Raw genomic sequence first — 24675 nt, forward strand, 5'->3', positions numbered from 1 at the left:
CTCAGGCCGTCAGATCGCGGGTGGCCGGCCCCTCCAGCAGGGTGCCGTCCGGCGCGAAACGCGACCCGTGCAGTGGGCACTCCCACGCCTTGTCGGCGTCGTTCCAGTTCACGATCCCGCCGAGATGCGGGCACACCGGCGAGACGCGGTGCTCGGTGCCGTCGACACGGCAGCGCGCCTCCAGCCGCCACGGCGGCCCGCTCACCACGCCGCCCTCGTCCGGGCCGGGGCTCCGCTTGCCGGTGCGCAGCAGCGGGGTGATCCAGCCCTTGGCCAGATCGAAGCCCACTTCGAGGTTGGCTTGCATGGCCGTCGGCAGCCCCGTCAACTCGTGGGGGCTCCAGCTGGCGAACGCTCTGGCCCAGTCCATCCGGCCACCCAGGATGCGGCTCGACAGCGCCAACGCGGCGGCCGCGCCGTTGGTCATCCCCCACTTGTTGAATCCCGTTGCGACGAAGATGGTTTCGGTGTTCGGCAGGATGGGCCCGACGTAGGGCAGCTGATCGATCGGCGTGTAGTCCTGTGCGGACCAGAAATGCGTCTGCTTGGCACCCGGGTAGTGCTTGCGGGTCCATGACGCCAGTTCCTCGAGCGCCTGGGTCGGGCTCTTCTTGCGGCCCACGGTGTGGCCGCCCCCGCCGACGATCAGCAGCTCCCCGTCCGCGACGGGGGCGTAGCGCACCGAACGGGTCGGCGAGTCGCTGGAGATCATCATCGGCCTGGTGATGTCGCCGGGAACCTTGAAGGCCATGCAGTAGGACCGGCTCGGCTTCACGCGTGCGAAATACCCGCCGCGATCCAGGATCGGGATACCGGTGGCGAGCACCAGTTGCCCGGCTTGCAGCTCGACGTCTTGCTGCGCCGCGTCGTTGACGTGCACGCGCACCCGTCCGCCCCGGCTGGACACCCGCCGGACCCGCGTGTGCTCGACCAGTCGGCCGCCCCGGTCGAGCAGTTCCTTGGCCAGCGCGTCCAGGAACAACATCGGATCGAACTGCGCCTGGTCGCCGAGCCGGACCCCGCCGTGGTACGGGAACGGCACGGCGGCCTCGTCGTCCCAGACGGCGGGCAGCCCGACCGCTTGGCACGCCTTGAGTTCCAGGCGTGTGGACGGCACTCCCTTGGCGGATTGGGCATAGGTGTAGGCGTCCTCGCGCTGCACCGGTATGTCATGGGACTCGCAGTAATCGATCACCCAGTCCTGGCCCTCGCGGTTCCCGTCCACATAGGCGCGCGCCAATTCCCGGCCATGCCTGGGCAGGATCTTCGACAGGTGGGTGCTTTGCAGCAGGCTGATCTTCGCGGTGGTGTTGCCGGTGGCGCAGGCACCGACGGTGCGCGCCTCGAGCACCAACACATCCTTGCCCGCGCGGGCCAACAGGACCGCCGTCATCAGCCCGGTGATGCCGGCGCCGACGACGATCACGTCCGCGGAATGGGAGCACTCGTCAAGCTGGCTTGCGGCCCAAGGCTGTTCGGCCCGATTGGCCAACCATAAAGACGTCACGCGTGGGCTAATACCCCTCCCGAACCCGGGGAAACACCGCGGCGGCGCGGTCGCCGCCGTCACGCCCGCTTCAACTGCGCTTTCGCCTCCGCAACCAAATCCGCGGCGGCGCGGCTGGCTTGCTGGGCCTTGTCGTACTTCGCCTCGGCGCGGTCGGCGTCGCGTTCGGCCGTGCGCAGGGCCGCGAGCGCGTCGTCACGGCGCTTGCGGGCGGTGTCGCGCTCGGCCAGGCGCTCCGACAGCTCGGCGTCGGCGTCGGCCTTCTTGCGCTCGGCGGCGGCCACGGCGGCGGTCAGCTTTTCGGGCCGCCGCCGCGCGGTCGCGTCGCGCGCGGACGGCTTGGCGGGTTGCACCCCCGATTTCGCCGCCGGCGCCGTCGCCTTCGCGGTCCGGGCGCTGCCCGCCGACACCGGGGCCGCGCCCCCGAAATCGCCGAAACCCGACCACTGCTCGGGCCGGGCCAGCCGGCCGAGTCGCCGCCGGACATCAGGGTCGGCGATCGCCGCTTGCAGCGTGCTAGTGATGTCGTCGCGCACCGCCGCGGACGGCCGGCTGATGTCGGCCGCCTCGAGCGCTGCCCGCGTGAGCTCCCCGATGAGCCGATGCTGCTCGGCGGACAAGTCCCGAATGCGCGCGCCGTCCATCGCGGCGTGTGCGGCGCGCAGTTCGTCGCCCAGGTCCGCGAGCCGTTGTCGGGTGTCCCCGTGCGCGAGGGCGAGCCGGTTGACGACCCATGCCGCGGTGGTCGGCTTGTTGGCCGCGGAGATCCGCTTGGCGGCGGCGTCGTCCCCGCGGCGCTTGGCCGCGGCGGCCAATCGGGTGCGCTCCCCGGTGAAATCCTTCGGCGCCGCCCAATACAGACTGTCGAGTTCGTCGTCGGCCATGAGGCCATGATCCCCGCGCCGTGGCCCGTCGGTTTAGAAACCGCACGTCCGTGGCACCTGATGGACAACATCGTCCCGCCGGCGGCGAGCGCGCCCCGGCAGCTAACAGAACGCAAGGATCCGTCAGCTCAATGATGCCCACGACCAGCGATCGGCCCGTCCGCCGGATCTTCCGGGACCGCAGCGCCCGCCGGATACTGCTCGCCGTGCTGGCGGTCGTCGTCGTCGCGGCATCGCTTGCCGGCTGCGGTCACCGCAGTGCCTCGTCAAACACCCCGGGGCCCGCGCACGTCACGATCACGCCCGGCCCCGACGCGCGTGACATCGATCCGGTAGCCCACGTCATGGTCAAGGCCGACACGGGGACGTTGACCGAGGTCCGCATGGTCAACGAGAGCGGCAAGCCCGTGCAGGGCGTCATGACCCCGGACAACACCGTATGGAAGCCCACGGTCCCCCTGGGCTACGGCCGCACGTATACTCTGACGGTCACCAGCCGCGGCCCCAACGGTGTTGCGGCGACGCAAGTTTCGTCGTTCTCGACGCTGAAGCCGTCCAACCAGACCAAGGTTTCGTTCACCACCACGGCGGAGGCCGCCCTCAAAGACGGCGGCACCTACGGCGTCGGCACGGTGGTCGTGGCCCACTTCGACGAGCAGATCGCCGACCGGGCCGAGGCCGAGCGGCACCTGGCGGTGACCACCGACCCCAAGGTGCAGGGGTCGTGGTACTGGGTGGACGGCCAAACCGCCCACTGGCGGCCGGAGCACTACTACGCGCCCGGCACCACCGTCACCGCCGAAGCCAAGATCTACGGAATCGCGTTGGGCGACGGCCTATTCGGCCAAGACGACGCCAAGGTGTCGTTCCGGATCGGCGACGCGCACGTCTCGATCGCGGACGACGCGACCCATCAAGTGAGCGTCTTCAACAACGGCGCCCTGGTGCGCACGATGCCGACCTCGATGGGGATGGGCGGCACCGAGAACGTCGGCGGCAAGAGCATCTCGCTGTGGACGCCACCGGGCGTCTACACCGTCCTGGACAAGGGCAACCCGGTGGTGATGGATTCTTCGACGTTCGGGTTGCCCAAAAATTCGCGCCTCGGGTATCGGGAGACGATCAACTGGGCCACCAAGATCAGCACCGACGGCATCTACCTGCACGAGCTGGACGCCACGGTGTGGGCCCAGGGGCATCAGGACACGTCGCACGGCTGCCTGAACCTCAACGCCGACAACGCGAAATGGTTCTACGATTTCTCGGTGCCCGGCGACGTGGTCGAGGTCCGCAACAGCGGCGGCCCGCCGCTGACGCTGGCGCAGAACGGCGACTGGACGCTCAGCTGGGACGACTGGCGCAAGGGCAGCGCCCTGAAGCCGACGTGACGCAGCTCATTCGTCGCCGGAAGTTGTGCCCCACTTCACAGTAAAGTCTTGACTCGTTCCAGATAAGTGCGTCATATTGGTGCGGTGTCATCGACGGCCGATTACGCGGAACGATTGCGGATGGCCGATCTCCGGGTGACCCGTCCCAGGGTCGCGGTGCTGGAGGCGGTGGACGCCCACCCGCATTCCGACACGGAAACCATCTTCTCGGCGGTGCGCGTCGGCCTGCCGGATGTCTCCCGCCAGGCCGTATACGACGTCCTCAACGCGCTGAGCACGGTCGGATTGATCCGCCGCATCCAGCCTTCGGGTTCGGTCGCCCGCTACGAGTCACGCGTCGGCGACAACCACCACCACGTCGTCTGCCGATCCTGCGGAGTGATCGCCGACATCGACTGCGCGGTCGGCGAGGCGCCCTGCCTCACCCCGGCGGACGTAGACAACGTCCTCGACGGCTTCGTCCTGGACGAGGCCGAGGTCATCTACTGGGGCGTGTGCCCCGACTGTTCGACTGCTGGTTCCTAGATCGCAGCCCCATTTATCCACCACCCCGAAAGGAACGCTGTGAGCGAAAGCGAAAACCCCACAATCTCGGCGCCGACACCGAAATCGAATGCGCCCCTGACGAACCGGGACTGGTGGCCCGACCAGGTCGACCCCTCGATGCTGCAGCCGCACAATCCGAAATCGACCCCGTACGGCGCAGACTGGAACTACGCCGAGGAGTTCGCCAAGCTCGACGTCGAGGCGCTCAAGCGAGACGTCATCGACGTGATGACCACCTCGCAGGACTGGTGGCCCGCCGACTACGGCCACTACGGCGGCCTGTTCATCCGGATGAGCTGGCACGCGGCCGGCACCTACCGCATCTTCGACGGCCGGGGTGGCGGCGGCCAGGGCATGCAGCGGTTCGCCCCGCTGAACAGCTGGCCGGACAACGTGAGCCTGGACAAGGCCCGCCGGCTGCTGTGGCCGGTCAAGAAGAAGTACGGCAACAGGATCTCCTGGGCCGACCTGATCATCTTCGCCGGTAACTGCGCGCTGGAGTCCATGGGATTCAAGACGTTTGGCTTCGCCTTCGGCCGCGAGGACGTCTGGGAGCCCGAGGAGATCCTGTGGGGCGAGGAGGACACCTGGCTGGGCACCGACAAGCGCTACTCCGGCGAGCGTGACCTCGCCCAGCCCTACGGGGCGACCACCATGGGGCTGATCTACGTGAACCCCGAGGGCCCCGAGGGCAAGCCGGACCCGATCGCCGCGGCGATCGACATCCGGGAGACGTTCGGCCGCATGGCGATGAACGACGAGGAGACCGCCGCGCTGATTGTCGGTGGGCACAGCTTCGGCAAGACCCACGGCGCCGGCAGCGGTGACCTGGTCGGCCCGGAGCCGGAGGCCGCCCCGATCGAACAGCAGGGGCTGGGCTGGAAGAGCTCGTACGGCACCGGGGTCGGCAAGGACGCCATCACCAGCGGCCTGGAGGTGGTCTGGACGCCCACCCCGACGAAGTGGGACAACACCTTCCTGGAGACGCTGTACGGCTACGAGTGGGAGCTCCAGAAGAGCCCCGGCGATGCGTGGCAGTTCGTCGCCAAGGATGGCGCGGGCGCGGGCACCATTCCCGACCCGTTCGGCGGCCCCGGCCGCGCGCCGACGATGCTGGTCACCGACATCTCGATGCGCGAGTCGCCGATCTATCGCGACATCACGCGGCGGTGGCTGGACCACCCGGAGGAGCTGACCGAGGCGTTCGCCAAGGCCTGGTACAAGCTCCTGCATCGCGACATGGGCCCGATCAGCCGCTACCTCGGACCCTGGGTTGCCGAGCCGCAGCTGTGGCAGGACCCGGTGCCGGCGGTCGACCACGAACTGGTCGACGAGCAGGACATCGCGGCGCTGAAGGGCAAGGTGCTCGAGTCGGGGCTGTCGGTTCCGCAACTGGTGAAGACGGCCTGGTCGGCGGCGGGCAGCTACCGCAACACCGACAAGCGCGGTGGCGCCAACGGGGCGCGGCTGCGCCTGGAGCCGCAGCGCAACTGGGAGTGCAACGAGCCCTCGGAGCTGGACAAGGTGCTGCCGGTGCTGGAGAAGATCCAGCAGGACTTCAACGGCTCGGCATCCGGCGGCAAGAAGATCTCGCTGGCCGACCTGATCGTGCTGGCGGGGTCCGCGGCGGTCGAGAAGGCGGCCAAGGACGCCGGCTACGAGATCTCCGTGCACTTCGCGCCCGGGCGGACCGACGCCTCGCAGGAGAACACCGACGTGGAGTCGTTCGCGGTGCTCGAACCGCGGGCCGACGGCTTCCGCAACTACATCCGGCCGGGCGAGAAGGCGCCGCTGGAACACCTGCTGATGGAGCGGGCGTACCTGCTGGGCGTGACCGCCCCGGAGACGACGGTGCTGATCGGCGGGCTGCGCGCCCTGAACGCCAACCACGGCGGCGCCAAGCACGGCGTCTTCACCGACCGGCCGGGCGCGTTGACCAACGACTTCTTCGTCAACCTGCTCGACATGGGCACGGAGTGGAAGCCGTCGGAAACCGCCGAGAACGTCTACGAGGGCCGCGACCGGGCCTCCGGCGCGATCAAGTGGACCGCGACCGCGAATGACCTTGTGTTCGGGTCGAATTCGGTGCTACGCGGGTTGGCCGAGGTCTACGCCCAGGACGACAACAAGGGCAAGTTCGTCGAGGACTTCGTCGCGGCCTGGGTCAAGGTCATGAACAGCGATCGGTTCGACCTGAAGTAAGACCACGCGGTAGCGCAATCCGGCACCTCCGCGGGCCCTCGGCTCGCGGAGGTGCCGCGCGCTAACGCGGCCGCCATTCGTTTCGCGCGATGAGGACGTCGCGCAGGACGTCCGCGCGATCCGTGATGATGCCGTCGACACCGATATCGCAAAGTGCGTGCATGGTGTTCGGGTCGTCCACGGTCCACGCGTGCACCTGAAGTCCCGCCGCATGCAGGGCCCTGACCAGTCCGGGCGTGATGATCGGTACGCGGCCCAGCCGGGGCGGCAGCTGCAGGCAGTCGCTGTCGCGCAGCATCTGCCAGGCATACGCGCGGGCTACCGGCGTCCTCGCCGCCAGCAGTGCCAGGAACGCGCTCGTGCCGGCCGAACTGGCGACCCGTTTCGACAGCAGACTCAGCGCGCGCCGTCGCCGACGATCGGAAAACGACGTGATCAGCACCCGGTCATGCGCGTTCATCCGTTCGACGACCTCGACGGTGGGCACGATGGCCGACGCCGCTTTGATATCGATGTTGACGCGCATGTCCGGCAGCGCGGAAAGCAGTTCTTCGAGGGTGGGGATCGCCTCCCCCGCACCGAGATTCAGCCGGCGGACGTCGCGCCAGTAACACCGGTCGATGGCGCCCGATTCGCCCGATTCCGATCGGAACGTGCGGTCGTGCAGGATCACCGCGACGCCGTCGCGGGTTGCCCGGACGTCGGTCTCAATGTATCGAAGCCCGAGCTTCGCCGCCTCGTGAAACGCGCCCATGCTGTTCATCGGCAATCGGAAGGCGGTGAAACCCCTGTGCGCCATGGCGATTCGTCCGGCGTCGCGCAGGTACTGCAGTGTCGGTTCGCGCGGTTGCCTGGCTGCACGCACGGCTCACCGAGCCAGATCCCACTGACCGAAGTCGGGCGCCAAAACGTCGTCGATGTCCACGTTGATCCCGCCGAGGACCGGGCTGGGGTTGGCCGGGCTGTTGACGACGGACTGGTAGAGCACCGCCGCGGGCTCGCGGTCACCATGCGACCACGATCTGGTCTGCCACGCCCACCGGTGCCCGGGGGTTGTCGAGCTGCCGATGACGCCGTCGCGGATCGCCCAGCCGCACGCGGCGGCGTGCCCGTAGATGCCGGTGCGGCCGACGCCCAGCACCGAATTGATGCCCCGGAACCATTGGACCGCAACGCTATTCCAGGTGTTGACGTCGATGTCGTCGTCGATGCTGAAGAAGATCGGGGCCGAGGACGGGCCACCGGCCGCGCCGTGCAGCCGCAGGGCGCTCTGCGCATCCGCCACGCCACCGTCATAACCGCGTGTGCAGTCCGAGGGATCGGGCCAGCCGGGCTTGCCGTACTGAAAGTTGCTGACGATTTGCAGGCCCGCCGCGCGCAGCGCGTCCGCGTATTCGCGGGTGATTGGCTTCGCCTCGAAATTCGCGCCCGGCCGCGACAACGACACGTAGTTCACCACACCGCCATAGCCCGCCGATTTGATCTCGTCCGGCGCGATGCGGCGCTCGGCGAAATCGATGAGCCGCATGTCCGCGGCGGACGCCTTGGGCCCCGCCGGGCCAGCGGCCAGCGTTGCGAAGCCGAGGAACGCCGGCGCAGCGGCGAGCCGAAGGACGTCGCGTCGCGACACCGATCGCCGCCCGCCGCATTCGCCTGATGCAGCCGAACCCTGCACCGCGCGATGGTAACAAACAGCTCAGAACCGATGCTCGGCCTTGATGAACTGGGCGGCGCGTTCTCCGATCACCACACACGGGGCCATGGTGTTGCCACTCGTGATCCGCGGCATGACCGATGCGTCGGCGACGCGCAGGTTTCGGGTGCCGTATACCTTTAGGCGTCCGTCGACCACCGACATGGGGTCGCGCCCCATCTTCGCCGTCCCAGACTCGTGCCAATACGTGGTTACGGCATAGCGCAGATATTCGTCGAGCTCGGTGCCCGAGAGGTCGCCCGGCATGACTTCGCGCGCGACGAAGGGCCGCAGTTCGGGCGAATTGCCGATCTCGCGCAGCGTTTCGACGCAGGCGATCGCGGTTTTGAGGTCGTCGCCGTTCGAGAGCGCGTTCGCTTCAATGCGGATCGGGTCGGCCGCGTTCGGGCCCGACAACCGCAGCCGGCCGCGGCTTGTGGGGTGCGTCGGGGAACCGAAGAGGATCCAACTGTTAGCCGGCAGGCCGTATCTCGCGGCGTTCTCCGGCGTCGCCTTCGGGAAGGGCCCCAAGCAGGCGAAGAGGTCGGGGCTCTGGCCGTTGGCCGCCCCCGAGTCCCAGAACATGGTCGCCCCGACCTGGGTGCTGACCTGCTCCCGGTCCGGAAACTCCCACACGCAGTCGAACCCGAAATGATCCTGGAAATTGCGGCCGACCCCGGGCAAGTGCCGGCGGACCGTGATTCCGACACGCCGCAACTCCTCCCCGTCGCCTATGCCCGACTGCATCAGCACCTTGGGGGTGTGGATCGCCCCGAGTGACAACACCACCTCCGCCTCGGCGGCGACGTGACGAATTGCGCCCGCATAGCCGACTTCGACGCCGGCCGCCCGGTCACCCTGCAGGATCACGCGGGTGACCAGGGCGTGCGGCACCACCGTTAAGTTCGGCTGCCCCATCCGCGGGCCGGCGTAGGTGCGGAACACGGATTCGCGCTTGCCGTTGCGGCTGCGCAGGTCGGCGATGGCGGCGCCGCGTGCGTTTTCCATCATGCGGCCGTTCGGACTCTGGTAGGTGGGGATGCCATAAGAGCGCGCCGCGTCGAGTACCGCGGGTGCGAGCGGATGCATCTCGGAAGCCGGCTCGACGAACACCGGCCCGCCCCTGCCCCGATGATCCGGCTCGCCGGTGCCCTGCCAGTCCTCGAGTTGCCGGTACAGCTGCAACACCTGCTCGTATGCCCAGGCCGGCTCGCCGGACTCGGCGGCGAAGTGGTCCCAGTCCCCGCGGTGGCCGCGCGACCAAACCATCAAATTGATGCTCGACCCGCCGCCGAGCACCTTGCCCATCGAAAACGGGATGGAGCGCCCGTGCAGCCGAGGGTCGGGTTCGGCCGCGAAACCCCAGTCGCGGTCACTCCCCAGATTGGACGGCCACTCGCTCGCCTCGTTCACGGCGGGCAGGTCGTCGGAGCCGCCCGCTTCCAGCAGCAGCACATTGACATCGGGGTTTTCCGCCAGCCGGGCGGCGATCACCGATCCCGAGGACCCGGCACCACACACGATGACGTCGTAACGCGATTTCAATACAGCAGCCACGGCTGCCCTCACCTCCAGCTGAGTATGGTTTTGTGTACCCAGTACTACGCGAGGGCGGGCCGAACGGTTCAACTCGCACTCTGGACCGAATGGCATGATCCTTAAGTGCCGGATTTCCGTCAGAACGTTTACCCGGTGTCCGGTGACGTCCGAGCTCGTTGCGCTCGATTAGGCGATCGAACTATAGTCTGGACACATGTCCAGTTTGCTGTCACGGAGCTCGGGAGTCCGTTGACCGCGATGGGTTCGGCGCTGTTCCGCGGTCATTCACCAGCAAAGAAGAGTTGAGTATGCGAATTGCCCTGCTGTCCTACCGTAGTAAGACCCATTGCGGCGGACAGGGCGTCTACGTGCGCCATCTCAGCCATGGATTGGTCGAACTCGGTCACGACGTCGAGGTGTTCTCCGGCCAGCCCTACCCCGACCTGCTCGATCCGCGGGTGCGGCTGACGAAGGTGCCGAGCCTGGATCTCTACCGCGAGCCCGACCCCTTCCGCGTGCCGCGGCCCAGCGAGATCCGCGACTCGATCGACCTGTTGGAACTGCTCACCACGTGGACCGCGGGGTTCCCCGAACCGCGGACGTTCACCATGCGCGCCGCCCGGGCGCTGGCCGGCCGGACGGCCGATTTCGACGTCGTCCATGACAATCAGAGCCTGGGCACCGGACTGCTCACCATCGCCGAAGCGGGACTGCCGGTGGTGGCCACGGTGCACCATCCCATCACCCGCGACCGAGTGCTCGACCTGGCCGCCGCGCGGTGGTGGCGAAAGCCGTTGGTGCAGCGCTGGTATGGATTCCTGGCGATGCAGCAGCAAGTGGCGCGCCAGATCCCGGACCTGCTGACGGTTTCGTCGTCGTCGGCCGCGGACATCGTCAGCGACTTCGGCGTTGCGCGGGAGCAACTACACGTGGTGCCGCTGGGCGTGAACACCGAACTGTTCAAGCCCGGCTCGCTGGCTCGGCAGCCCGGGCGGATCATCGCGATCGCCAGCGCCGATACGCCGCTCAAGGGCGTGCGCACGCTGTTGCAGGCGATTGCCCGGCTGCGCACCAGCAGGGATCTCGAGCTGCGCCTCGTCGCCAAGGTGGAACCCAACGGCCCCACCCACAAACTGATCGCCGAGCTCGGCATCTCCGACATCGTGCACATCACCAGTGGGCTCTCCGACGCCGAGCTCGCCGCGCTGTTCGCGTCGGCAGAGGTCGCGTGCATTCCGTCGCTGTACGAAGGGTTTTCGTTGCCCGCGGTGGAGGCCATGGCCAGCGGCACGCCGATCGTGGCGAGCCGGGTCGGCGCGTTGCCGGAAGTCCTCGGCACCGACGGCGCGTGCGCCGAGCTGGTGCCGCCCGCCGACGTCGATGCGCTGACCCGCGCGCTCGGCGACCTGCTGGATTCGCCGGAGAAGCGGCGGAGCCTGGGCAAGGCGGGGCGAACCCGCGCGGTCAACGTGTTCAGCTGGGAAGCCGTGGCGGCGCAGACCGTCCGGGTGTACGAGCGGGCGATCGCACGCAACGCCGCCAAAGGTGCCGCCCAATGCTGACCGTGGATTTCGACCGGCTGGGGATCGGGCCGGCCACCAAGGTCATCGACGTGGGGTGCGGGGCGGGCCGGCATGCGTTCGAGGCGTACCGACGCGGCGCCGACGTGGTGGCATTCGACCAGGATGCGGCCGAATTGCGTTCGGTGGATGCCATTCTGCGCGCGATGGCGGAGACCGGCGAAGCCCCGGCCGGGGCGTCGGCGAAGGTGGTGCTCGGTGACGCGCTGAAGTTGCCGTACGCCGACGAGACGTTCGACTGCGTGATCGCGTCGGAAATCCTGGAGCACATACCGCACGACGACGCCGCCATCGCCGAACTGATCAGGGTGCTCAAGGTCGGCGGCACCCTGGCGGTCAGCGTGCCGCGGTGGCTTCCGGAGCGATTGTGCTGGCTGCTGTCCGACGAATACCACAGCAACGAGGGCGGCCACGTGCGCATCTACCGGGCCAGCGATTTGCGCGCCAAAATCGTTGGCGGCGGCATGGAAATAACGCATGCCCACCACGCGCACGCCTTGCACTCGCCGTTCTGGTGGCTGAAATGCGCTGTGGGGGTGTCGAACACCGATCACCGCGCGGTGTCGGCGTACCACAAGCTCTTGGTGTGGGACCTGATGCAGCGGCCGAAAATCACCCAGCTGGCCGAGTCGCTGCTCAATCCGTTGGTCGGCAAGAGCGTCGCGATGTACTTCGTCAAACAAACCGAAAGCCAAGCGACTGTGGGATATTCAGTTGCGTCGGGTTAACCCCCCAGCGGTAGCGGGTGTCCTCACCCCCGAGCAATGCCGTCAGACCGCACAATCGATCGCAGCCACCCAGGAACCCTCGGGGGCCATCCCGTGGTCCGAGGATGGCCACACCGATCCGTGGGATCACGTCGAGTGCGCGATGGCGCTGACCGCCGCCGGGCTGCTGGAACCGGCGCGCGCCGCGTTCGACTGGAGCCGCCGCACCCAGCGCCCCGACGGATCGTGGCCCATCCAGCTCCGCGCCGGCGTCATCGAGGACGCCAACAGCGACAGCAACTTCTGCGCCTACATCGCCACCGGCGTCTGGCACCACGTCCTCGTCACCGGCGACCGGTTCTTCGCCGCAATGATGTGGCCGGTGGTGCGCAAGGCGATCGACTTCGTCATCGACTTGCAGGTTGGCTATGGCGAGATCGGTTGGGCGCGAAGCGAAGCCGGCCCGCTGACGGAAGCGCTGCTGACGGGTTGCGCGAGCGTGTATCACAGCATCCGGTGCGCCCTGGCGTTGGCCGGGCTGGTGGACGACCCCCAGCCCGAGTGGGAGCTCGCGCTCGGGCGGCTCGGGCACGCGATAGCCGCGCACCCGGAGGCGTTCACCGAGAAGGACCGCTACTCGATGGACTGGTACTACCCGATCCTCGGCAGCGCCCTGCGCGGGCCGGAGGCGGCCGCGCGAATCAGGCAGCGCTGGGACGACTTCGTGGTCGGCGGGTTGGGCATTCGTTGCGTCGCCGACCGCCCCTGGGTGACCGGCGCCGAGACATGCGAGTTGGTGATGGCGCTGGAGGCCATCGGCCAACGGCCGGCCGCCCACCGGCAGTTCGGCGCGATGCAGCATCTCCGTGAGGAGGACGGCTCCTACTGGACGGGATTGGTGTTCGCGGACGGGAAGCGGTGGCCCGAGGAGCGCACGACGTGGACCGGGGCGGCGATGATTTTGGCCGCCGACGCACTGTCGAACACCACCGCGGGCGCCGGGATCTTTCGCGGCCACGGGTTGCCGCTGGGCCTGCAGACGGACTTCGACTGCGAATGCGTCGCCGCCGGGCCCGGCCGGTGAGTACCGATGCGCTGCGCACGCTTTATCTGTCGTATCTCGATGCGTGTAACTCGCACGACTTCGAACGAATGACGACCTTCTATGCACCGACCATCAAGGTCAACGACGCCCCCATGGAGCCGACTGCCGTCGCGGCGCAGTTCGCGCCGCTCGTGTCGGCCTTTCCCGATTGGCATTGGGAATTACGGCATCTGGCCATCGACGGGAACCTGATCGCGCTGCACTTCTCGGTCACCGGTACCCACCGGGACACCTTTCAGGGCATCCCGGCCACGGGTCGGCGGGTGGCCATCTCCGAGTTCACCATCTATCGGGTGGAAGACGGCAAGTTCGCCGAGGTGTGGGATCTCGCCGACATGGGCGCGGTGCTGAGTCAGATCGGTTGAGGCGAAAACGCGGTGACACCGCGCGGGATGACTCCTATGGGATGGGTTCCCCCGGCGTACCGCTGACCCGTTCGAGCACGCGGAGCGAGCCGGTGGCCGAGACCTCCCGGAACTGGCCGGAATCGATTGCGCGACAGTAGATGTAGTACGGCGGCCGGCCGCCGTCCTTTGGGTCGGGGAAAACATCGTGGATGGCCAGCCCGCCGCCGACCGCCACCCATTTGGCCCATCCGTCGAAGTCCTGGTTGGCGGCGGCCTCGCTGTGGCCGCCGTCGATGAACAGAAACCGCAGCGGCGACCGCCACCCGGAGGCCACGACCGGGGACTTGCCCACGACCGCGACGACGTGGTCGTCGAGCCCCGCGGCGTCGAGGGTGTGGCGAAACGCCGGCAGCGTGTCGAACAGGCCCGTGACCTCGTCGACCAGCGAGGCGTCGTGGTACTCCCAGCCGGCCTGATGTTCCTCGGAGCCGTGGTGGTGGTCGATCGTGTACAGCACGCCGGCGGTCTGTTGGGCCGCCGCGCCGAGCAACAGGGTCGATTTGCCGCAATAGGTGCCGATCTCGACACCGACGCCGCCGTCGAGATACCGCAGCGCGGCGTCGTACAGCGCGCGCCCCTCGTCGGCGGGCAGGAAACCCCGCACCTGCTCGGCCAGCGCGAACAAGCGCTCGGGCGCACTGGCATCGGCGTGACTCATCAGCCGAACCTATCGCCTGCCCCGCCGCAGCCGGCACGGTGGTCGGCCGTGCATCGAGGGGTCTCCATCCGTTGCCCAGCGGCCGGAGCGGGACCGTTTTACCATCGTGCTGTGCGTGCCCTGCCTGTTCGTAGATGTGTCAACGCCGTCCTCGCCGTGGCGGCGCTGACGCTGACCGCCGCGATCCTCCCGCCCGGCACGCCGGGCGCCGCCGGGCCGGCCGCGGCTGCCGGTTGCCCTCCGGTGCAGGTGGTGTTCGCCCGTGGCCGGATGGAATCGCCCGGAGTGGGAACGCTGGGCAACGCGTTCATCAGCGCGCTGCGATCCAAGGTCAACAAGAACATCGGCGTGTATGCCGTGAACTACCCCGCCGACACCGAGGTGGCCCAGGGCGCCAACGACATGAGCCACCACGTTCAGGACATGGTCACCAACTGCCCCGCCACCCGCCTGGTACTGGGTGGTTACTCGCTCGGCGCGGCGGTCACCGACGTCGTGCTCGCCGCGCCCATCGGCGCGTTCGGTTTCGACAGCCCGCTGCCCCCGGGAACCGATCAGCACATCGCGGCCGTCGCGTTGTTCGGCAACGGCAGCCAGTGGGTGGGCCCGATTACGAACTTCAGCCCGATCTACAACGACCGGACCATCGAGCTGTGCCACGGCGCCGATCCCATCTGCAACCCGGCGGACCCCAACACATGGAAAGCGAATTGGCCTCAACACCTGGCCGGCGCGTACATCGACGCGGGCATGGCCAACCAGGCCGCCGATTTCGTCGCCGGCAAGCTCTGAGCGATCCGGCGGTAAGAGTAGTTAAGGTCGGTCGACAGCAATGAGATTCCGAGTTATCGGATCGTTTTCGGTGCCCAATACTTCGTTTGCGGACCCAACTGGCCGGTTATTGCGCGGTTTGCGCGCGGAATTCAGGCCGGGGTGTTGGTGCTCGAGTACAGCTTGAAGTCGCGGACAAGCGGAATGACCTCGCCGCCGACCGCCGCGGCATGCTGGCGGGCCAGGAAGGCCGGATGGCGGCGCATCGCCTCGCTGCGTTCGCGTTCGTGCCGCTGGGCCGCGGTCCACACCGGGTGGGACTGGAGGAAAATAACGTTCGCTCCCGTTGTATTAGCCACGATCGTTAACTCCTCTCACTGCCACCGGCAAAAGCTACGACTAGTGGTTATCGGCTCGTGATCTCAAGGATGCCCGGCCGATCCTGAGACCAAACCATCCAACTAGTTGAGAATTAGCCATGAATTTCGGCTAATGCTCGGCCACCGTCGCGCCGCCGTCCGTGCTGGCCCGCCGGCGATCCGAAACTTTATCGGGGGCCACCGACACATTTCCCGTTTCGGCTTCGCACACGCCGTGCTGCTATGGTCCCTTGCCTATGCCGAAGATGGACCGCCGCCGCATGATGTTGACGACCGGGATCGGCGTGCTGGCAGCCGCGCTGCCTGCGCCGGAAGCCGGGGCGCACCCCTCGGGGCGCGGCACCGCACCCCCGCCCGCCGCGCCCAGCGGCCAAACCGGAACCTACATTTTCCAGGACGAATTCGACGGCCCCGCCGGCTCGGCGCCCGATGCCTCGAAATGGGCGATCGCCAAGGCCCGCGAGACGATCAAAGACCCGACGTATTGGGAGCTGCCCGAGCACATCGGGCAGTACCGGGACGACCGGCGCAACGTCTTCCTCGACGGCAACTCCAACCTGGTGCTGCGCGCCGCCAAGGACGGCCCCACCTACTACAGCGGCAAGGTCCAAAGCCTTTGGCGGGGTGGCGTCGGCCATACCTGGGAAGCCCGCATCAAGCTCAACTGCCTGACGGCGGGCGCCTGGCCGGCCTACTGGCTCGGCAACGACGACCAGGGCGAGATCGACGTCATGGAGTGGTACGGCAACGGCAGCTGGCCCTCGGCCACCACCGTCCACGCCAAGGCCAACGGCGGCGAATGGAAGACCCACAACATCGCGATGGACAGTGGCTGGCACACCTGGCGCACCCAATGGGACGCGGCCGGCATCCGGTTCTGGAAGGACTACACCGACGGGGCCCAGCCGTACTTCGACGTGCCGGCCAGCTCGCTGCCGGATTGGCCGTTCAACGGGCCGGGCTACACGGTCTATCCGGTGTTCAATCTGGCGGTGGCGGGTTCCGGTGGCGGCGACCCGGGGCCGGGCAGCTACCCGGCGGACATGCTCGTCGACTGGATCCGCGTCTGGTAAGCGCGCTCAGTGCGTGAGCAGGGCGGTCGCGCTCCAGGCCCTGCCGCCCGGGTGCCGCGGGTCGGGCTGGGGCAGCCAGGCCAGCGGGCGCATCCATAGCGGCAGGCGGTGAAACCGGTAAGCGGCGAGATACAGCGCCTGCACCTCCACGGTGCGCCAGCCCAGGCCTTCGAAGTAGGCCAAACCGTTCTCCGGCGCGAACTTGAAGGGCGCGTTCTGCATCATGCCGGCCATCTTCTTGTTCATCAGCTTCTTCAGCCCCGGGCCGGCGAAGTCGAGCATCCACCACGCGACCTCGGGCCGCTTGATCGCCGCGGAGAGCGCGGCGACGTCGCTTGCCTCCAGGTACATCAGCAGCCCCTCGGTCAGCACCAGCGCCTTGCTGGCCCCGCGCAGGGCCTCGTCGAGGAAGGCGTCGCGGGCCGCGGGTTCGGCCAGGTCGACGGCCATCCGGGTCAGCCGGCACCGCGGCGTCTCATCGGCGAGCAGTTGCGTCTTCTCGGCGAGCAAGTCCGGCAGATCCGCCTCCACCCAGGTGAATTCGGCCGGAAGGTCGAGCCGATACGGGCGGGTGTCGAGGCCGGCGGCCAAATTGAGCACCCGATCGCAGCCGCCGGCGATAGCGTCGGCGAGCGCGTCGTCGATGAGCTTGGTCCGCGCGACGAGCCACCAGCCGTTGCGCGTCGACCGCGGGACGTTGGCGACGATCTCGCGGCCGTGTTCGCCGGCGAGCCGCTCGGCTAGCGGGTCGCTGAACAGCGCGTCCGGGCGGGCCGATTCGGTCGCCCGGTGCAACGCCGTCCAGCGGGCCGTATCCGAAACATGGGTGATGGTGTGCCTGGGGGTGGACATACCTGCGTTATAGCAGCACCCCGGCCGGCCTATTGGCCGGCCTTGCCCCCGGCGAACCACGCCTCGGTCACCGTGCGGGTCTGCGGCGGTGGGAAGACGGCACCGGGTGCGCCGAGCTGGCCAACCTTGACGGTCCACGCCGGCGCGGAGCGGTCGATGCACGTCCCCGGGCCCTGGCTGGGCAGCCACAGCACCTCGGGGTTGCCGGCGCCGCACCAGTAGATGCCCTCATACCCGTCGGCGCGCAGGCCCCAGGCGCCGCCGTTGCGCAGCCGGCACCGCGTGCCGTCGTCGAGGGTCAGCGCGAAGGGGTCCGGGCTCGCGGTCGGCTGCACCGGCGGGAGCGAACCCCCGTATTTCACCCGATGCAGTTGCCTCTCCCACGGATCGTCGACGCACAGCAGTGATCCGGGCGTCGACGGCCAACACGTGCCGGCCCCGGCCGCACTCGGCGAGCAGGAGTACACGTTGTCGTCCACCGCCGACGGCGACGCCGTGTCGCAGGTGACCGTGACGACGTTGCCCTCCGGCGGCGTCTCCCGGTAGCCGTTGATCGGTTGCCCGTCGGGCCCCACGGCCATGACGGTGATCTGCTGGGTGGGCGGCGGGTCCGCGGTGGCCGACCCGGGCGGCGAGAGCGCCACGATCGTCAGCGCGGCGACGGGGACAGCGACCACTCGCGACATAACGTTCACCGCACAAAACCTTCCGTCCGGCGGGCCCTTTGTTGAAGGGTACGGTGCGCATATGACCGATCGAAACCGTCGTTTCCTGCTTCGCGAACGCCCCACCGGCCGCATCGGCCCCGACACTTTCGAACTGACCGAAGAGGCGATCCCCGAGCTCGGCGACGGCGAGGCGCTGGTGCGCGTCGACTGGATCTCGCTCGACCCGACGAACCGCATGTGGATCAACGACACCCCGACCTACCTGCCCCCGGTTGGGCTCGGCGAGGTCATGCGCGCCGCGGGGATCGGCGAGGTGGTCGCGTCCAAGAGCCCCGCCTACCAGGTCGGACAGCAGGTGCAAGGACTCCTCGGCTGGCAGGAGTACGCGGTGCTCACGGACACCGCGATGGTCAACCCGGTGGAAGTGGCACCTGGCATGTCGCCGAGCGCCTACCTCGGCGCCCTCGGGATGACCGGGCTTACCGCGTGGATCGGGATCCGCGACATCGGCAAGCCCCGGCCCGGCGAGACCGTCGTCGTCTCCGCGGCGGCCGGCGCGGTGGGCTCCGTCGCCGGGCAGCTCGCCAAGGCGGCCGGCGCCCGCGTCGTCGGGATCGCCGGGGGTCCCGAGAAGTGTGCGTTGCTCACCGATCAGCTGGGCTTCGACGCGGCCGTCGACCACCGCGCCGACGATTGGGCCGCGCAGCTGGCCGCGGCGACACCCAACGGCATCGACGTCGACTTCGAGAACGTCGGCGGCGACCTGATGGACGCAATCTTCGCGCGCCTCAACATCGGCGCACGCGTCGCGCTGTGCGGCCTGATCTCCGGCTACAACGCCGAGGACCCACCGCCCGGTCCGCGCGCGTTCGGGAACCTGCTCATCCAGCGCGCCACCGTGCAGGGCTTCATCGTCCTCGACCACTTCGGGCGCGCGCCCGAGGCGATCGGCGAGATCGCCGGCCTGATCGGGGCGGGAAAGCTCAAGCCGCTCGAGACCGTCGTCGAGGGATTCGAGCAGCTGCCGACGGCGATCAACATGCTGTTCGACGGCAAGAACGTCGGCAAGCTGGTGGTCAAGCTCGGCTGAGTTCAGCCGAATTCCAGGAGGGCATAGACCCCGCGGTACGGCTTCGCCGGCGGAAACCGCCAGAACGCGGGGTACAGCGTCCCGAAGAACAGGCCCCGCCCCGCGGGCATCGGTACGTCGTGCACCGCGCGGATTCCGGGCATGGTGCGGGGCAGCCGCGCCAGTTGACGCACCGAAAGGCTGAACGGCATCGGCGGCACGCGGTAGCGCTTGGAGGAACGCAGCCCCTTTCGTGCGACCTTCTTGACCACGGTCGGCGGTAGGTCGAAGAACATCTGGCCGCCGGGAAAGCTCCTGGCGCACTGGGCAATGAGCCCCAGCGCCTCGTCGGGCCGCAGGTACATCAACAGGCCCTCGGCGGTGATGAACACGCCGTTGCGCGCATCGACCGCATCGATCCAGCTGTAGTCGAGGGCGGATTGGGCGAGATAGGTGATTCGCGGCGAATGCGGCAGCAGCCGCCGCCGTAGGTCCACGACCGCGGGCAAATCCACCGAGACCCATTTGAATTGTGGGTCGGGCAGTGCGCGGTCCAAGCGCCAGAAGGACGTCTGGAAGCCCTCGGCAAGCGCGACGACGGTCGCCCGGGGGTGGGTGGTGAGGTAGTCGGTGGCGCACCGGTCGACGGCGAGCGAGCGCAGCGCCATCTCCTGGCCGCGGCGGCCGAACTTCTCGAAGTCGAAGTCGATGGAGTCGACGAGCTTGACGGCCATCGGGTCGTCGATGATCGCGTCGGGGAGCGCCGCTTGGTGTGCCCTTCCGTAGAGCGTCAGCAGCGCCGTCTCCGAAATTCCGGTGAGCTGCCGCGCGTCCACCCTCTTGTTGTCGTCAGTCATTACGCGAAACAGTAGCCGCTGGGCAGGTGCGCAAGACCGGGAGCGGCAGCCGGGCTAGCGTGGCGCCGACGCCGGGTCGATGGGAATTGCGACCTCATTGCGGCGCCGCATCGGCAGTGTCCAGGGCGGGTCGTAGAACCAGGCCTCCGCATCTCCGGTGGCCTCGATTCCCCTGTCCTGCAATACCTTCGAGAGCTCCCCGGTTCGGGAGGCGACTGCCTTGGGGCTGCGGTCGCCGCTGAATCGCAACACCGCCACGGTCGCGGACGGCACCGTGACGAGCCGGACCTGAGCGTCGTTGGGCGTGGGCAGAGTCTCCATCGTCCACTTCGCGGGCATGAAAAAGCGGATCATCCAGCCGGCCTCCGGGCCGGCGGACTGGACGACCGGTGCGGTCATCGCGATCTGCTGACCGCCCCGGCTCGGCTGCTGGCTGACGGGCGCGGTCATCGCGATCGATGAATTGTCCCGATTGCCGCCGAATATGTATCCCGCCAGCCGTCGGAACCCGACGTCGCGAGCGCGGTGCTGGTCCGCGTCGACGATTGTCTCGGCGGCAATGCGCGGACCGTAGTGGCGTATCTCGACGTTGTCGGTGATCCGTTGGTGCGTGTACGTCGGCTCCTCGAGCCCGACCCGCACGCCACCCACCGCCAACAGCGATTCGGCCACCTGGGCGGCGATCTTGATCGGGTTCACCATCTGGGCGTTCTCCTTCCAGTGCCGCGAAAGCACCGTCTTCGATGACGGGAACGCGGGGCGGTGCGCCTCGGCGGCATCGACCCACCTTCGCCATGGTGCCGCAAGCGCGGCCTGGCCGACGCCTTCGTCGTCGCGACAACGTTGGGATCGGTAGCCCGCGCCGCGGTTTGTACTTGGCGCAACGACGACGCCAATCCGGCGGCGCCCCACGAAAGGAAGTCAGAAATGAAGATCGTCCCGGCCAGCATCGAAGAGCAGATCAATCGGGTCGACCGGCAGCGCAGCCTCTACATCGGAATCAGCGCGGGCGCGGTCGCGCTGTGGAGCGCATTCCGGCTGATCTGGGCCCTCTACATCGGGATGACGTTCGGCTGGTTCCTGGGGTCGATGGTCTTCCAGCTGGTGCTGTGGGGCGTCATCGGTACCGTCGCGGCCGTCGCTGCCGTCGGCTTCCTGACCCGCTACAGCAAGGGGTCTTGAACGCGGGCGTGCCGGCGGAGAGTCCCGAACCTGGTGCGGTTCGGGACTTTTCGCTTTCGGCCGCGGCGACAAGCCGAAAACACCGCATCGGGTTAGAGCTGAGCCCAGACCGATTTCGTCTTCATGTAGGCCTCGATCCCCTCGCGCCCGAACTCGTGGCCCCAACCGGATTGCTTGTAACCGCCGAACGGCACATCGTGGTCGAACACCAACTGGCAGTTGACCTGGACGCTGCCGGCCTGCAGCCGCTTGACGATGCGGTGGGCACGGCCAAGGTTTTCCGTCCAGGCCGTGGCGGCCAGGCCGTAGGTGGTGTCGTTGGCCAGGGCGACGGCCTCGTCTTCGTCGTCGAAAGGCAGGATGCACACCACGGGCCCGAAGATCTCCTGCTGGTAGAGCCGCATGCCGGGATCGACGTTGGTGAGCACGGTCGGGTGAACGAAGTAGCCCTTGCGATCCAGGCGGTAGCCGCCGGTGACCACTTCGACGCCGTCGCCGCGGCCCTCGTCGATGAAGCCCATGACGCGCGTCAGCTGCTTCTGGCTGATCAGCGGCCCGCTGACGCAGCCCTCCTCGCTGGGAGCGCCCAGCTTGAACGTATTCGCCATCAGCGCAATGCCTTCCACCACCCGGTCGTACACGCCGCGCTGCACGAAAATCCTTGAGCCACAAACGCATCCCTGCCCGGAGTGCACGAAGATGCCCAACGACGCCATCATGATCGCCTTGTCCAAATCGGCGTCGTCGAAGATCAGCACCGGCGACTTGCCGCCGAGTTCGAGCATGACCTTCTTCAGGTTGCCGGCCGAGGCGCGCACGATCTCCTTGCCGACCTCGGTCGACCCGGTGAAGGCGACCTTCTCGACGTCGGGATGGGCGGTGATTGCGGCGCCGGCGGTGTGGCCGTACCCGGTCAGCAGGTTGACCACGCCCTCCGGCACGCCGGCCTGGTGGATCAGCCTGTCCAGCAACAGCGCCGACAACGGGGTTTCCTCGGCGGGTTTGACCAGCATGCTGCAGCCGGCGGCCAGCGCCGGCGCGAGCTTCGCGCTGGCGTTGAAGATCGGGCCGTTCCACGGGAAGATCAGCCCCACCACGCCGAAGGGTTCCTTGAGGGTGTAGGCGTGCATGTTGACGAAGGCGTCCGTCGCGATCCCGTCGGTCTTCACGTCGTAGGCGACGCCGTTGAGTTTGGAACACCAACCGGCGTAATAGCGGAAGAACTCCGAGCAGGTGGACATCTGCAGCTGCGCCTGCATCAACGGCATGCCGGTGTTGAGCGAGTCGAGTCGGGCGAAGTCCTCGGCATGTTCGTCGATCAAATCCGCGATGCGCCACATGATCTTCGCCCGCGCGCGTCCCGGGAGCTGGGACCAGACCCCCGATTCGAAGGAATCCCTGGCCCGCGCGGCGGCGTCGTTGACGGCCGCTTCGCCGCAGTCGGTGAACTCGGTGATCGTCTCCTCGGTGGCGGGGTCGATGACGGTGATGACCTCTCCCGTGCCCGGGCGCTTGCGGATGTCCTCCAATACGGCCTGCAGCTTCATCTCGTCCCTTCGTGTCCCGGACCCACGCGCCCTCGATGCACCGAAAGTGCTGAGCACTTGCTTAGCATTGGCCCCGCGGTGCGGTCAAGCGCCGCGGTCGGGGACGGGATCCGCCGGGGGAACCCGCGAAAGCGGTCCCGTTCCGCACGCCCCTGCCGGGGCATACTCCGGAGGCGTAGCGTCCTCAGCCATGGCCGACGACATCCGCTTCGTCGAGGCGAACGGGCTGAGATTCGCCTACCTCGAACAGGGCTCGGGGCCGCTCGTGCTGATGCTGCACGGGTTCCCCGACACCGCGCACACCTGGGATCACCTGCGCCCGCGCATCGCCGACAAGGGTTACCGCGCCGTCAGCCCCTTCATGCGCGGCTACCACCCGAGCGGGATTCCCGCTCGCGACCCCGACCAGGAAACCTTGGCCCGCGATCCGCTGGCGCTGATCGAAGCACTCGGCGCGAGCGACGCCGTCGTCATCGGGCACGACTGGGGAGCGTCGGCGGCCTACGGCGCGGCCGCGATCGGCCCCGATCGTGTCCGCAAACTCGTTGTCATCGCCATTCCCCACCCGGCGGCCCTCAGGCCTTCGCTGAAGAAGCTCTGGGGCGCACGCCATTTCGCGGCGTACAAGCTGCCGGGAGCGGCGAATCGCTTCGCGCGCAACGATTTCGCGGCGCTGCCCGCGATCTACCGGCGATGGTCACCGCTGTGGCGGCCGGACCCCCGGGAGTTCGACGCGGTTCGGGCGAGCTTTTCCGATCCGGCGAGCCTGAACGCGGCATTCGGCTACTACCGCAAGCTCTCCCCCATACCCAGCGCGTCGCTGAAGGCGCGCATCACGGTGCCGGTCGTCGCCTTCGCGGGCCTGGACGACCCGATCGTCGAACCAGCGGACTATCGGCACGCCGCCCGGATGTTCGAGAACGAGTACACCGTCGAGGAGGTGCGGGGCGGACACTTCATGCACCGCGAGCACCCGGACGCGTTCGCGGAGCGGCTCCTGGCGCACCTGTAATGCCTAGGCGCCGACCAACTCCGGATGGAAATTGGCCGCCATGCGGCGCAGCCCGTCGCGCCAGTCCACGGTGGTGCCGCCGACGAGCTCGTGCATCCGGCCGCTGTCGGTCGGATTTCCGCGCAGCGCCTGCGCGCTCACCTCGAATACCGGCTCCTTGCCGACCAGTGCGCCCAGGTAGGCGCACCATTCCTGGATGCTGACCGTCTGGTCGCCGCACCAGTTGACGGTCGTCGCCGGGACCGACGCCACCTCGAGCAACTTCGGGATGGTCGCGATGATGTCGTCCTCGTGAATCGGGTTGTAACGCGCGGCCTCGCCCGGCGGGACCGGGATCGGGATGCCCGCCAGCATCATCTCCATGTGGTAGAACGGCCATCCCCCGTTGTCGCCGTAGGGCACGTTGAGCCGGGCGATGGTGGTGGGCACCCCGAGGGCCCGCGCCATCGAGCGGGCGACGACCTCCCCGGCGATCTTGGAGATGGAATACGTGGGGAACAGGCATTTGTGGTTGTCGCCCAGCGCGGCGCGTTCGGTGCGGGGATCGTCGTCGGGCGGGTCGTACACGGCCGCCGAGGAGCAATGCAGAAACGCCTTCGCGGCGCGGCAGTGCGCCATCAGCAGGCCCACCGACTCGGCGTTGGCCGCGAGATCCTTGTCCCAGTTGCCGCTCTTGGCCACCGCGAGGTTGAGGACGTACTCGAAATCGGTTGGCAGATCGGAGAAGTCGCCGGCCGCGAGGTTGACCGTCTGGCAGCGGACGCCGGCCTTCTCCAGGCCCTCCCGCGCGGCGGGGTCGGTGAACCGGGCGATGCCCCACACCTCGTTGTCGGCCGCCAGCGCCCGCGCGATGGGGGTCGCGATTTGACCGGTCGGACCGGTGATCAGGATCTTTGAGCCGCGCATGGGCTGATAGTAGGCGACGACCGGGCGGGCCGGATGAAAGTGTGCGCACCACACCACCGGCCCCCTTAGACTTGATGTCATCGCCCAGCACAGCTGGTCCTTCGACGTACCGGCGCTCAAGGCTCGCACAGGAGCAGTACGC

Annotated in this window: 25 protein-coding genes; 12 read left to right on the forward strand and 13 right to left on the reverse strand. The window is 68.2% G+C overall.

Going from position 1 to position 24675, the window contains the following annotated elements; genetic code table 11:
- Window position 1: 1 nt before the first annotated feature.
- Window positions 2–1507 (reverse strand): FAD-dependent oxidoreductase, encoded by a 1506-nt coding sequence (locus tag A5702_RS01470; RefSeq protein ID WP_197506474.1) that lies wholly within the window; start codon window positions 1505–1507, stop codon window positions 2–4.
- 59 nt (window positions 1508–1566) lie between these two features.
- On the reverse strand, window positions 1567–2391 hold the full coding sequence (locus A5702_RS01475) for a hypothetical protein (RefSeq protein WP_068217624.1): 825 nt from the start codon (window positions 2389–2391) through the stop codon (window positions 1567–1569).
- A gap of 131 nt (window positions 2392–2522) precedes the next feature.
- Here A5702_RS01475 and A5702_RS01480 point away from each other — a divergent pair, with 131 nt between their 5' ends.
- The 3 genes from A5702_RS01480 (at window position 2523) to katG (ending at window position 6527) form a co-directional block, all read left to right on the forward strand.
- On the forward strand, window positions 2523–3779 hold the full coding sequence (locus A5702_RS01480; protein WP_055399184.1) for an Ig-like domain-containing protein: 1257 nt from the start codon (window positions 2523–2525) through the stop codon (window positions 3777–3779).
- 84 nt (window positions 3780–3863) lie between these two features.
- Window positions 3864–4304, forward strand: a complete 441-nt coding sequence (locus A5702_RS01485) for a Fur family transcriptional regulator (RefSeq protein ID WP_055399182.1) — start codon at window positions 3864–3866, stop codon at window positions 4302–4304.
- 96 nt (window positions 4305–4400) lie between these two features.
- Window positions 4401–6527, forward strand: a complete 2127-nt coding sequence (gene katG, locus A5702_RS01490) for a catalase/peroxidase HPI (RefSeq protein WP_231964964.1) — start codon at window positions 4401–4403, stop codon at window positions 6525–6527.
- 61 nt (window positions 6528–6588) lie between these two features.
- Here katG and A5702_RS01495 read toward each other — a convergent pair whose 3' ends face one another.
- The 3 genes from A5702_RS01495 to A5702_RS01505 all read right to left on the reverse strand — a co-directional run bounded on the left by A5702_RS01495 (window position 6589) and on the right by A5702_RS01505 (window position 9777).
- The gene (locus A5702_RS01495) at window positions 6589–7326 is read right to left on the reverse strand and encodes a glycerophosphodiester phosphodiesterase family protein (RefSeq protein WP_082955907.1); all 738 of its coding nucleotides are present in this window, start codon (window positions 7324–7326) and stop codon (window positions 6589–6591) included.
- A gap of 69 nt (window positions 7327–7395) precedes the next feature.
- Window positions 7396–8055 carry a DUF1906 domain-containing protein gene (locus A5702_RS01500; RefSeq protein WP_197281189.1) on the reverse strand — a complete coding sequence of 220 codons (660 nt, stop codon included), beginning with the start codon at window positions 8053–8055 and terminating at the stop codon, window positions 7396–7398.
- 168 nt (window positions 8056–8223) lie between these two features.
- A complete protein-coding gene (locus A5702_RS01505) occupies window positions 8224–9777 on the reverse strand; it encodes a GMC family oxidoreductase (protein WP_068217632.1) in 1554 nt (517 codons plus the stop codon).
- Between the two features lie 290 nt (window positions 9778–10067).
- Here A5702_RS01505 and A5702_RS01510 point away from each other — a divergent pair, with 290 nt between their 5' ends.
- The 4 genes from A5702_RS01510 to A5702_RS01525 are packed head-to-tail and all read left to right on the forward strand — an operon-like array spanning window position 10068 to window position 13516.
- Window positions 10068–11321: a glycosyltransferase family 4 protein gene (locus A5702_RS01510; RefSeq protein WP_067818270.1), complete on the forward strand. Its 1254-nt coding sequence runs from the start codon at window positions 10068–10070 to the stop codon at window positions 11319–11321.
- A complete protein-coding gene (locus tag A5702_RS01515) occupies window positions 11315–12067 on the forward strand; it encodes a class I SAM-dependent methyltransferase (RefSeq protein ID WP_055402241.1) in 753 nt (250 codons plus the stop codon). Before A5702_RS01510 ends, A5702_RS01515 begins: the two co-directional genes overlap by 7 nt.
- Complete coding sequence (locus tag A5702_RS01520) at window positions 12054–13130, forward strand: prenyltransferase (protein ID WP_068217635.1); 1077 nt, start codon at window positions 12054–12056, stop codon at window positions 13128–13130. Before A5702_RS01515 ends, A5702_RS01520 begins: the two co-directional genes overlap by 14 nt.
- A complete protein-coding gene (locus A5702_RS01525) occupies window positions 13127–13516 on the forward strand; it encodes an ester cyclase (RefSeq protein ID WP_197499747.1) in 390 nt (129 codons plus the stop codon). The genes A5702_RS01520 and A5702_RS01525 overlap by 4 nt, the downstream gene beginning before the upstream one ends.
- Window positions 13517–13550: 34 nt before the next feature.
- On the opposite strand, the gene A5702_RS01530 is transcribed toward A5702_RS01525, so the two are convergent.
- Window positions 13551–14216: a class I SAM-dependent methyltransferase gene (locus A5702_RS01530; RefSeq protein WP_068217638.1), complete on the reverse strand. Its 666-nt coding sequence runs from the start codon at window positions 14214–14216 to the stop codon at window positions 13551–13553.
- Between the two features lie 120 nt (window positions 14217–14336).
- Between A5702_RS01530 and A5702_RS01535 the strand changes: the two genes are divergently transcribed.
- Window positions 14337–15008 (forward strand): cutinase family protein, encoded by a 672-nt coding sequence (locus A5702_RS01535; protein ID WP_197506476.1) that lies wholly within the window; start codon window positions 14337–14339, stop codon window positions 15006–15008.
- A gap of 131 nt (window positions 15009–15139) precedes the next feature.
- Here A5702_RS01535 and A5702_RS26100 read toward each other — a convergent pair whose 3' ends face one another.
- Entirely contained in the window at window positions 15140–15346 is a 207-nt protein-coding gene (locus tag A5702_RS26100) for a hypothetical protein (protein WP_156349501.1), read from the reverse strand.
- Between the two features lie 257 nt (window positions 15347–15603).
- On the opposite strand from A5702_RS26100, the gene A5702_RS01540 reads away from it, so the two are divergent.
- The gene (locus A5702_RS01540) at window positions 15604–16440 is read left to right on the forward strand and encodes a family 16 glycosylhydrolase (protein WP_067818259.1); all 837 of its coding nucleotides are present in this window, start codon (window positions 15604–15606) and stop codon (window positions 16438–16440) included.
- Between the two features lie 6 nt (window positions 16441–16446).
- On the opposite strand, the gene A5702_RS01545 is transcribed toward A5702_RS01540, so the two are convergent.
- Together A5702_RS01545 and A5702_RS01550 are read right to left on the reverse strand one after the other, a co-directional pair.
- On the reverse strand, window positions 16447–17292 hold the full coding sequence (locus tag A5702_RS01545; RefSeq protein WP_067818257.1) for an SAM-dependent methyltransferase: 846 nt from the start codon (window positions 17290–17292) through the stop codon (window positions 16447–16449).
- A gap of 29 nt (window positions 17293–17321) precedes the next feature.
- Window positions 17322–17978, reverse strand: a complete 657-nt coding sequence (locus A5702_RS01550; protein WP_231633787.1) for a hypothetical protein — start codon at window positions 17976–17978, stop codon at window positions 17322–17324.
- Between the two features lie 61 nt (window positions 17979–18039).
- Here A5702_RS01550 and A5702_RS01555 point away from each other — a divergent pair, with 61 nt between their 5' ends.
- Window positions 18040–19050: an NADP-dependent oxidoreductase gene (locus A5702_RS01555; RefSeq protein WP_055402256.1), complete on the forward strand. Its 1011-nt coding sequence runs from the start codon at window positions 18040–18042 to the stop codon at window positions 19048–19050.
- 2 nt (window positions 19051–19052) lie between these two features.
- Here A5702_RS01555 and A5702_RS01560 read toward each other — a convergent pair whose 3' ends face one another.
- Both A5702_RS01560 and A5702_RS01565 read right to left on the reverse strand, forming a co-directional pair.
- On the reverse strand, window positions 19053–19886 hold the full coding sequence (locus A5702_RS01560; RefSeq protein ID WP_055402258.1) for a class I SAM-dependent methyltransferase: 834 nt from the start codon (window positions 19884–19886) through the stop codon (window positions 19053–19055).
- A 54-nt stretch (window positions 19887–19940) separates the two neighbouring features.
- Window positions 19941–20588, reverse strand: coding sequence for a heme-binding protein (locus tag A5702_RS01565; protein WP_068217709.1), 648 nt, complete (start codon window positions 20586–20588; stop codon window positions 19941–19943).
- Window positions 20589–20813: 225 nt separating this feature from the next.
- Here A5702_RS01565 and A5702_RS01570 point away from each other — a divergent pair, with 225 nt between their 5' ends.
- Window positions 20814–21068, forward strand: coding sequence for a hypothetical protein (locus tag A5702_RS01570; RefSeq protein ID WP_067895349.1), 255 nt, complete (start codon window positions 20814–20816; stop codon window positions 21066–21068).
- A gap of 92 nt (window positions 21069–21160) precedes the next feature.
- Here A5702_RS01570 and A5702_RS01575 read toward each other — a convergent pair whose 3' ends face one another.
- On the reverse strand, window positions 21161–22615 hold the full coding sequence (locus A5702_RS01575; RefSeq protein WP_068217643.1) for an aldehyde dehydrogenase: 1455 nt from the start codon (window positions 22613–22615) through the stop codon (window positions 21161–21163).
- Window positions 22616–22805: 190 nt separating this feature from the next.
- On the opposite strand from A5702_RS01575, the gene A5702_RS01580 reads away from it, so the two are divergent.
- A complete protein-coding gene (locus A5702_RS01580; RefSeq protein ID WP_068217646.1) occupies window positions 22806–23627 on the forward strand; it encodes an alpha/beta fold hydrolase in 822 nt (273 codons plus the stop codon).
- Window positions 23628–23630: 3 nt separating this feature from the next.
- On the opposite strand, the gene A5702_RS01585 is transcribed toward A5702_RS01580, so the two are convergent.
- A complete protein-coding gene (locus tag A5702_RS01585; RefSeq protein WP_068217712.1) occupies window positions 23631–24533 on the reverse strand; it encodes an NAD(P)-dependent oxidoreductase in 903 nt (300 codons plus the stop codon).
- Window positions 24534–24675: the final 142 nt, after the last annotated feature.

Source organism: Mycobacterium sp. E3339 (assembly GCF_001666915.1).
In the GTDB taxonomy this organism is placed as follows: domain Bacteria; phylum Actinomycetota; class Actinomycetes; order Mycobacteriales; family Mycobacteriaceae; genus Mycobacterium.

Bases quoted from the DNA above. Each gene is read 5' to 3' on its own strand.
- A5702_RS01495 (WP_082955907.1), bottom strand. From the start codon at position 7,326: ATGGCGCACAGGGGTTTCACCGCCTTCCGATTGCCGATGAACAGCATG.
- A5702_RS01510 (WP_067818270.1), top strand. From the start codon at position 10,068: ATGCGAATTGCCCTGCTGTCCTACCGTAGTAAGACCCATTGCGGCGGA.
- A5702_RS01530 (WP_068217638.1), bottom strand. From the start codon at position 14,216: ATGAGTCACGCCGATGCCAGTGCGCCCGAGCGCTTGTTCGCGCTGGCC.
- A5702_RS01475 (WP_068217624.1), bottom strand. From the start codon at position 2,391: ATGGCCGACGACGAACTCGACAGTCTGTATTGGGCGGCGCCGAAGGAT.
- A5702_RS01555 (WP_055402256.1), top strand. From the start codon at position 18,040: ATGACCGATCGAAACCGTCGTTTCCTGCTTCGCGAACGCCCCACCGGC.
- A5702_RS01585 (WP_068217712.1), bottom strand. From the start codon at position 24,533: ATGCGCGGCTCAAAGATCCTGATCACCGGTCCGACCGGTCAAATCGCG.
- A5702_RS01560 (WP_055402258.1), bottom strand. From the start codon at position 19,886: ATGACTGACGACAACAAGAGGGTGGACGCGCGGCAGCTCACCGGAATT.
- A5702_RS01540 (WP_067818259.1), top strand. From the start codon at position 15,604: ATGCCGAAGATGGACCGCCGCCGCATGATGTTGACGACCGGGATCGGC.
- A5702_RS01550 (WP_231633787.1), bottom strand. From the start codon at position 17,978: ATGTCGCGAGTGGTCGCTGTCCCCGTCGCCGCGCTGACGATCGTGGCG.
- A5702_RS01515 (WP_055402241.1), top strand. From the start codon at position 11,315: ATGCTGACCGTGGATTTCGACCGGCTGGGGATCGGGCCGGCCACCAAG.
- A5702_RS01545 (WP_067818257.1), bottom strand. From the start codon at position 17,292: ATGTCCACCCCCAGGCACACCATCACCCATGTTTCGGATACGGCCCGC.
- A5702_RS01580 (WP_068217646.1), top strand. From the start codon at position 22,806: ATGGCCGACGACATCCGCTTCGTCGAGGCGAACGGGCTGAGATTCGCC.
- A5702_RS01500 (WP_197281189.1), bottom strand. From the start codon at position 8,055: ATGCGGCTCATCGATTTCGCCGAGCGCCGCATCGCGCCGGACGAGATC.
- A5702_RS01565 (WP_068217709.1), bottom strand. From the start codon at position 20,588: ATGGTGAACCCGATCAAGATCGCCGCCCAGGTGGCCGAATCGCTGTTG.
- A5702_RS01575 (WP_068217643.1), bottom strand. From the start codon at position 22,615: ATGAAGCTGCAGGCCGTATTGGAGGACATCCGCAAGCGCCCGGGCACG.
- A5702_RS01480 (WP_055399184.1), top strand. From the start codon at position 2,523: ATGATGCCCACGACCAGCGATCGGCCCGTCCGCCGGATCTTCCGGGAC.
- A5702_RS01570 (WP_067895349.1), top strand. From the start codon at position 20,814: ATGAAGATCGTCCCGGCCAGCATCGAAGAGCAGATCAATCGGGTCGAC.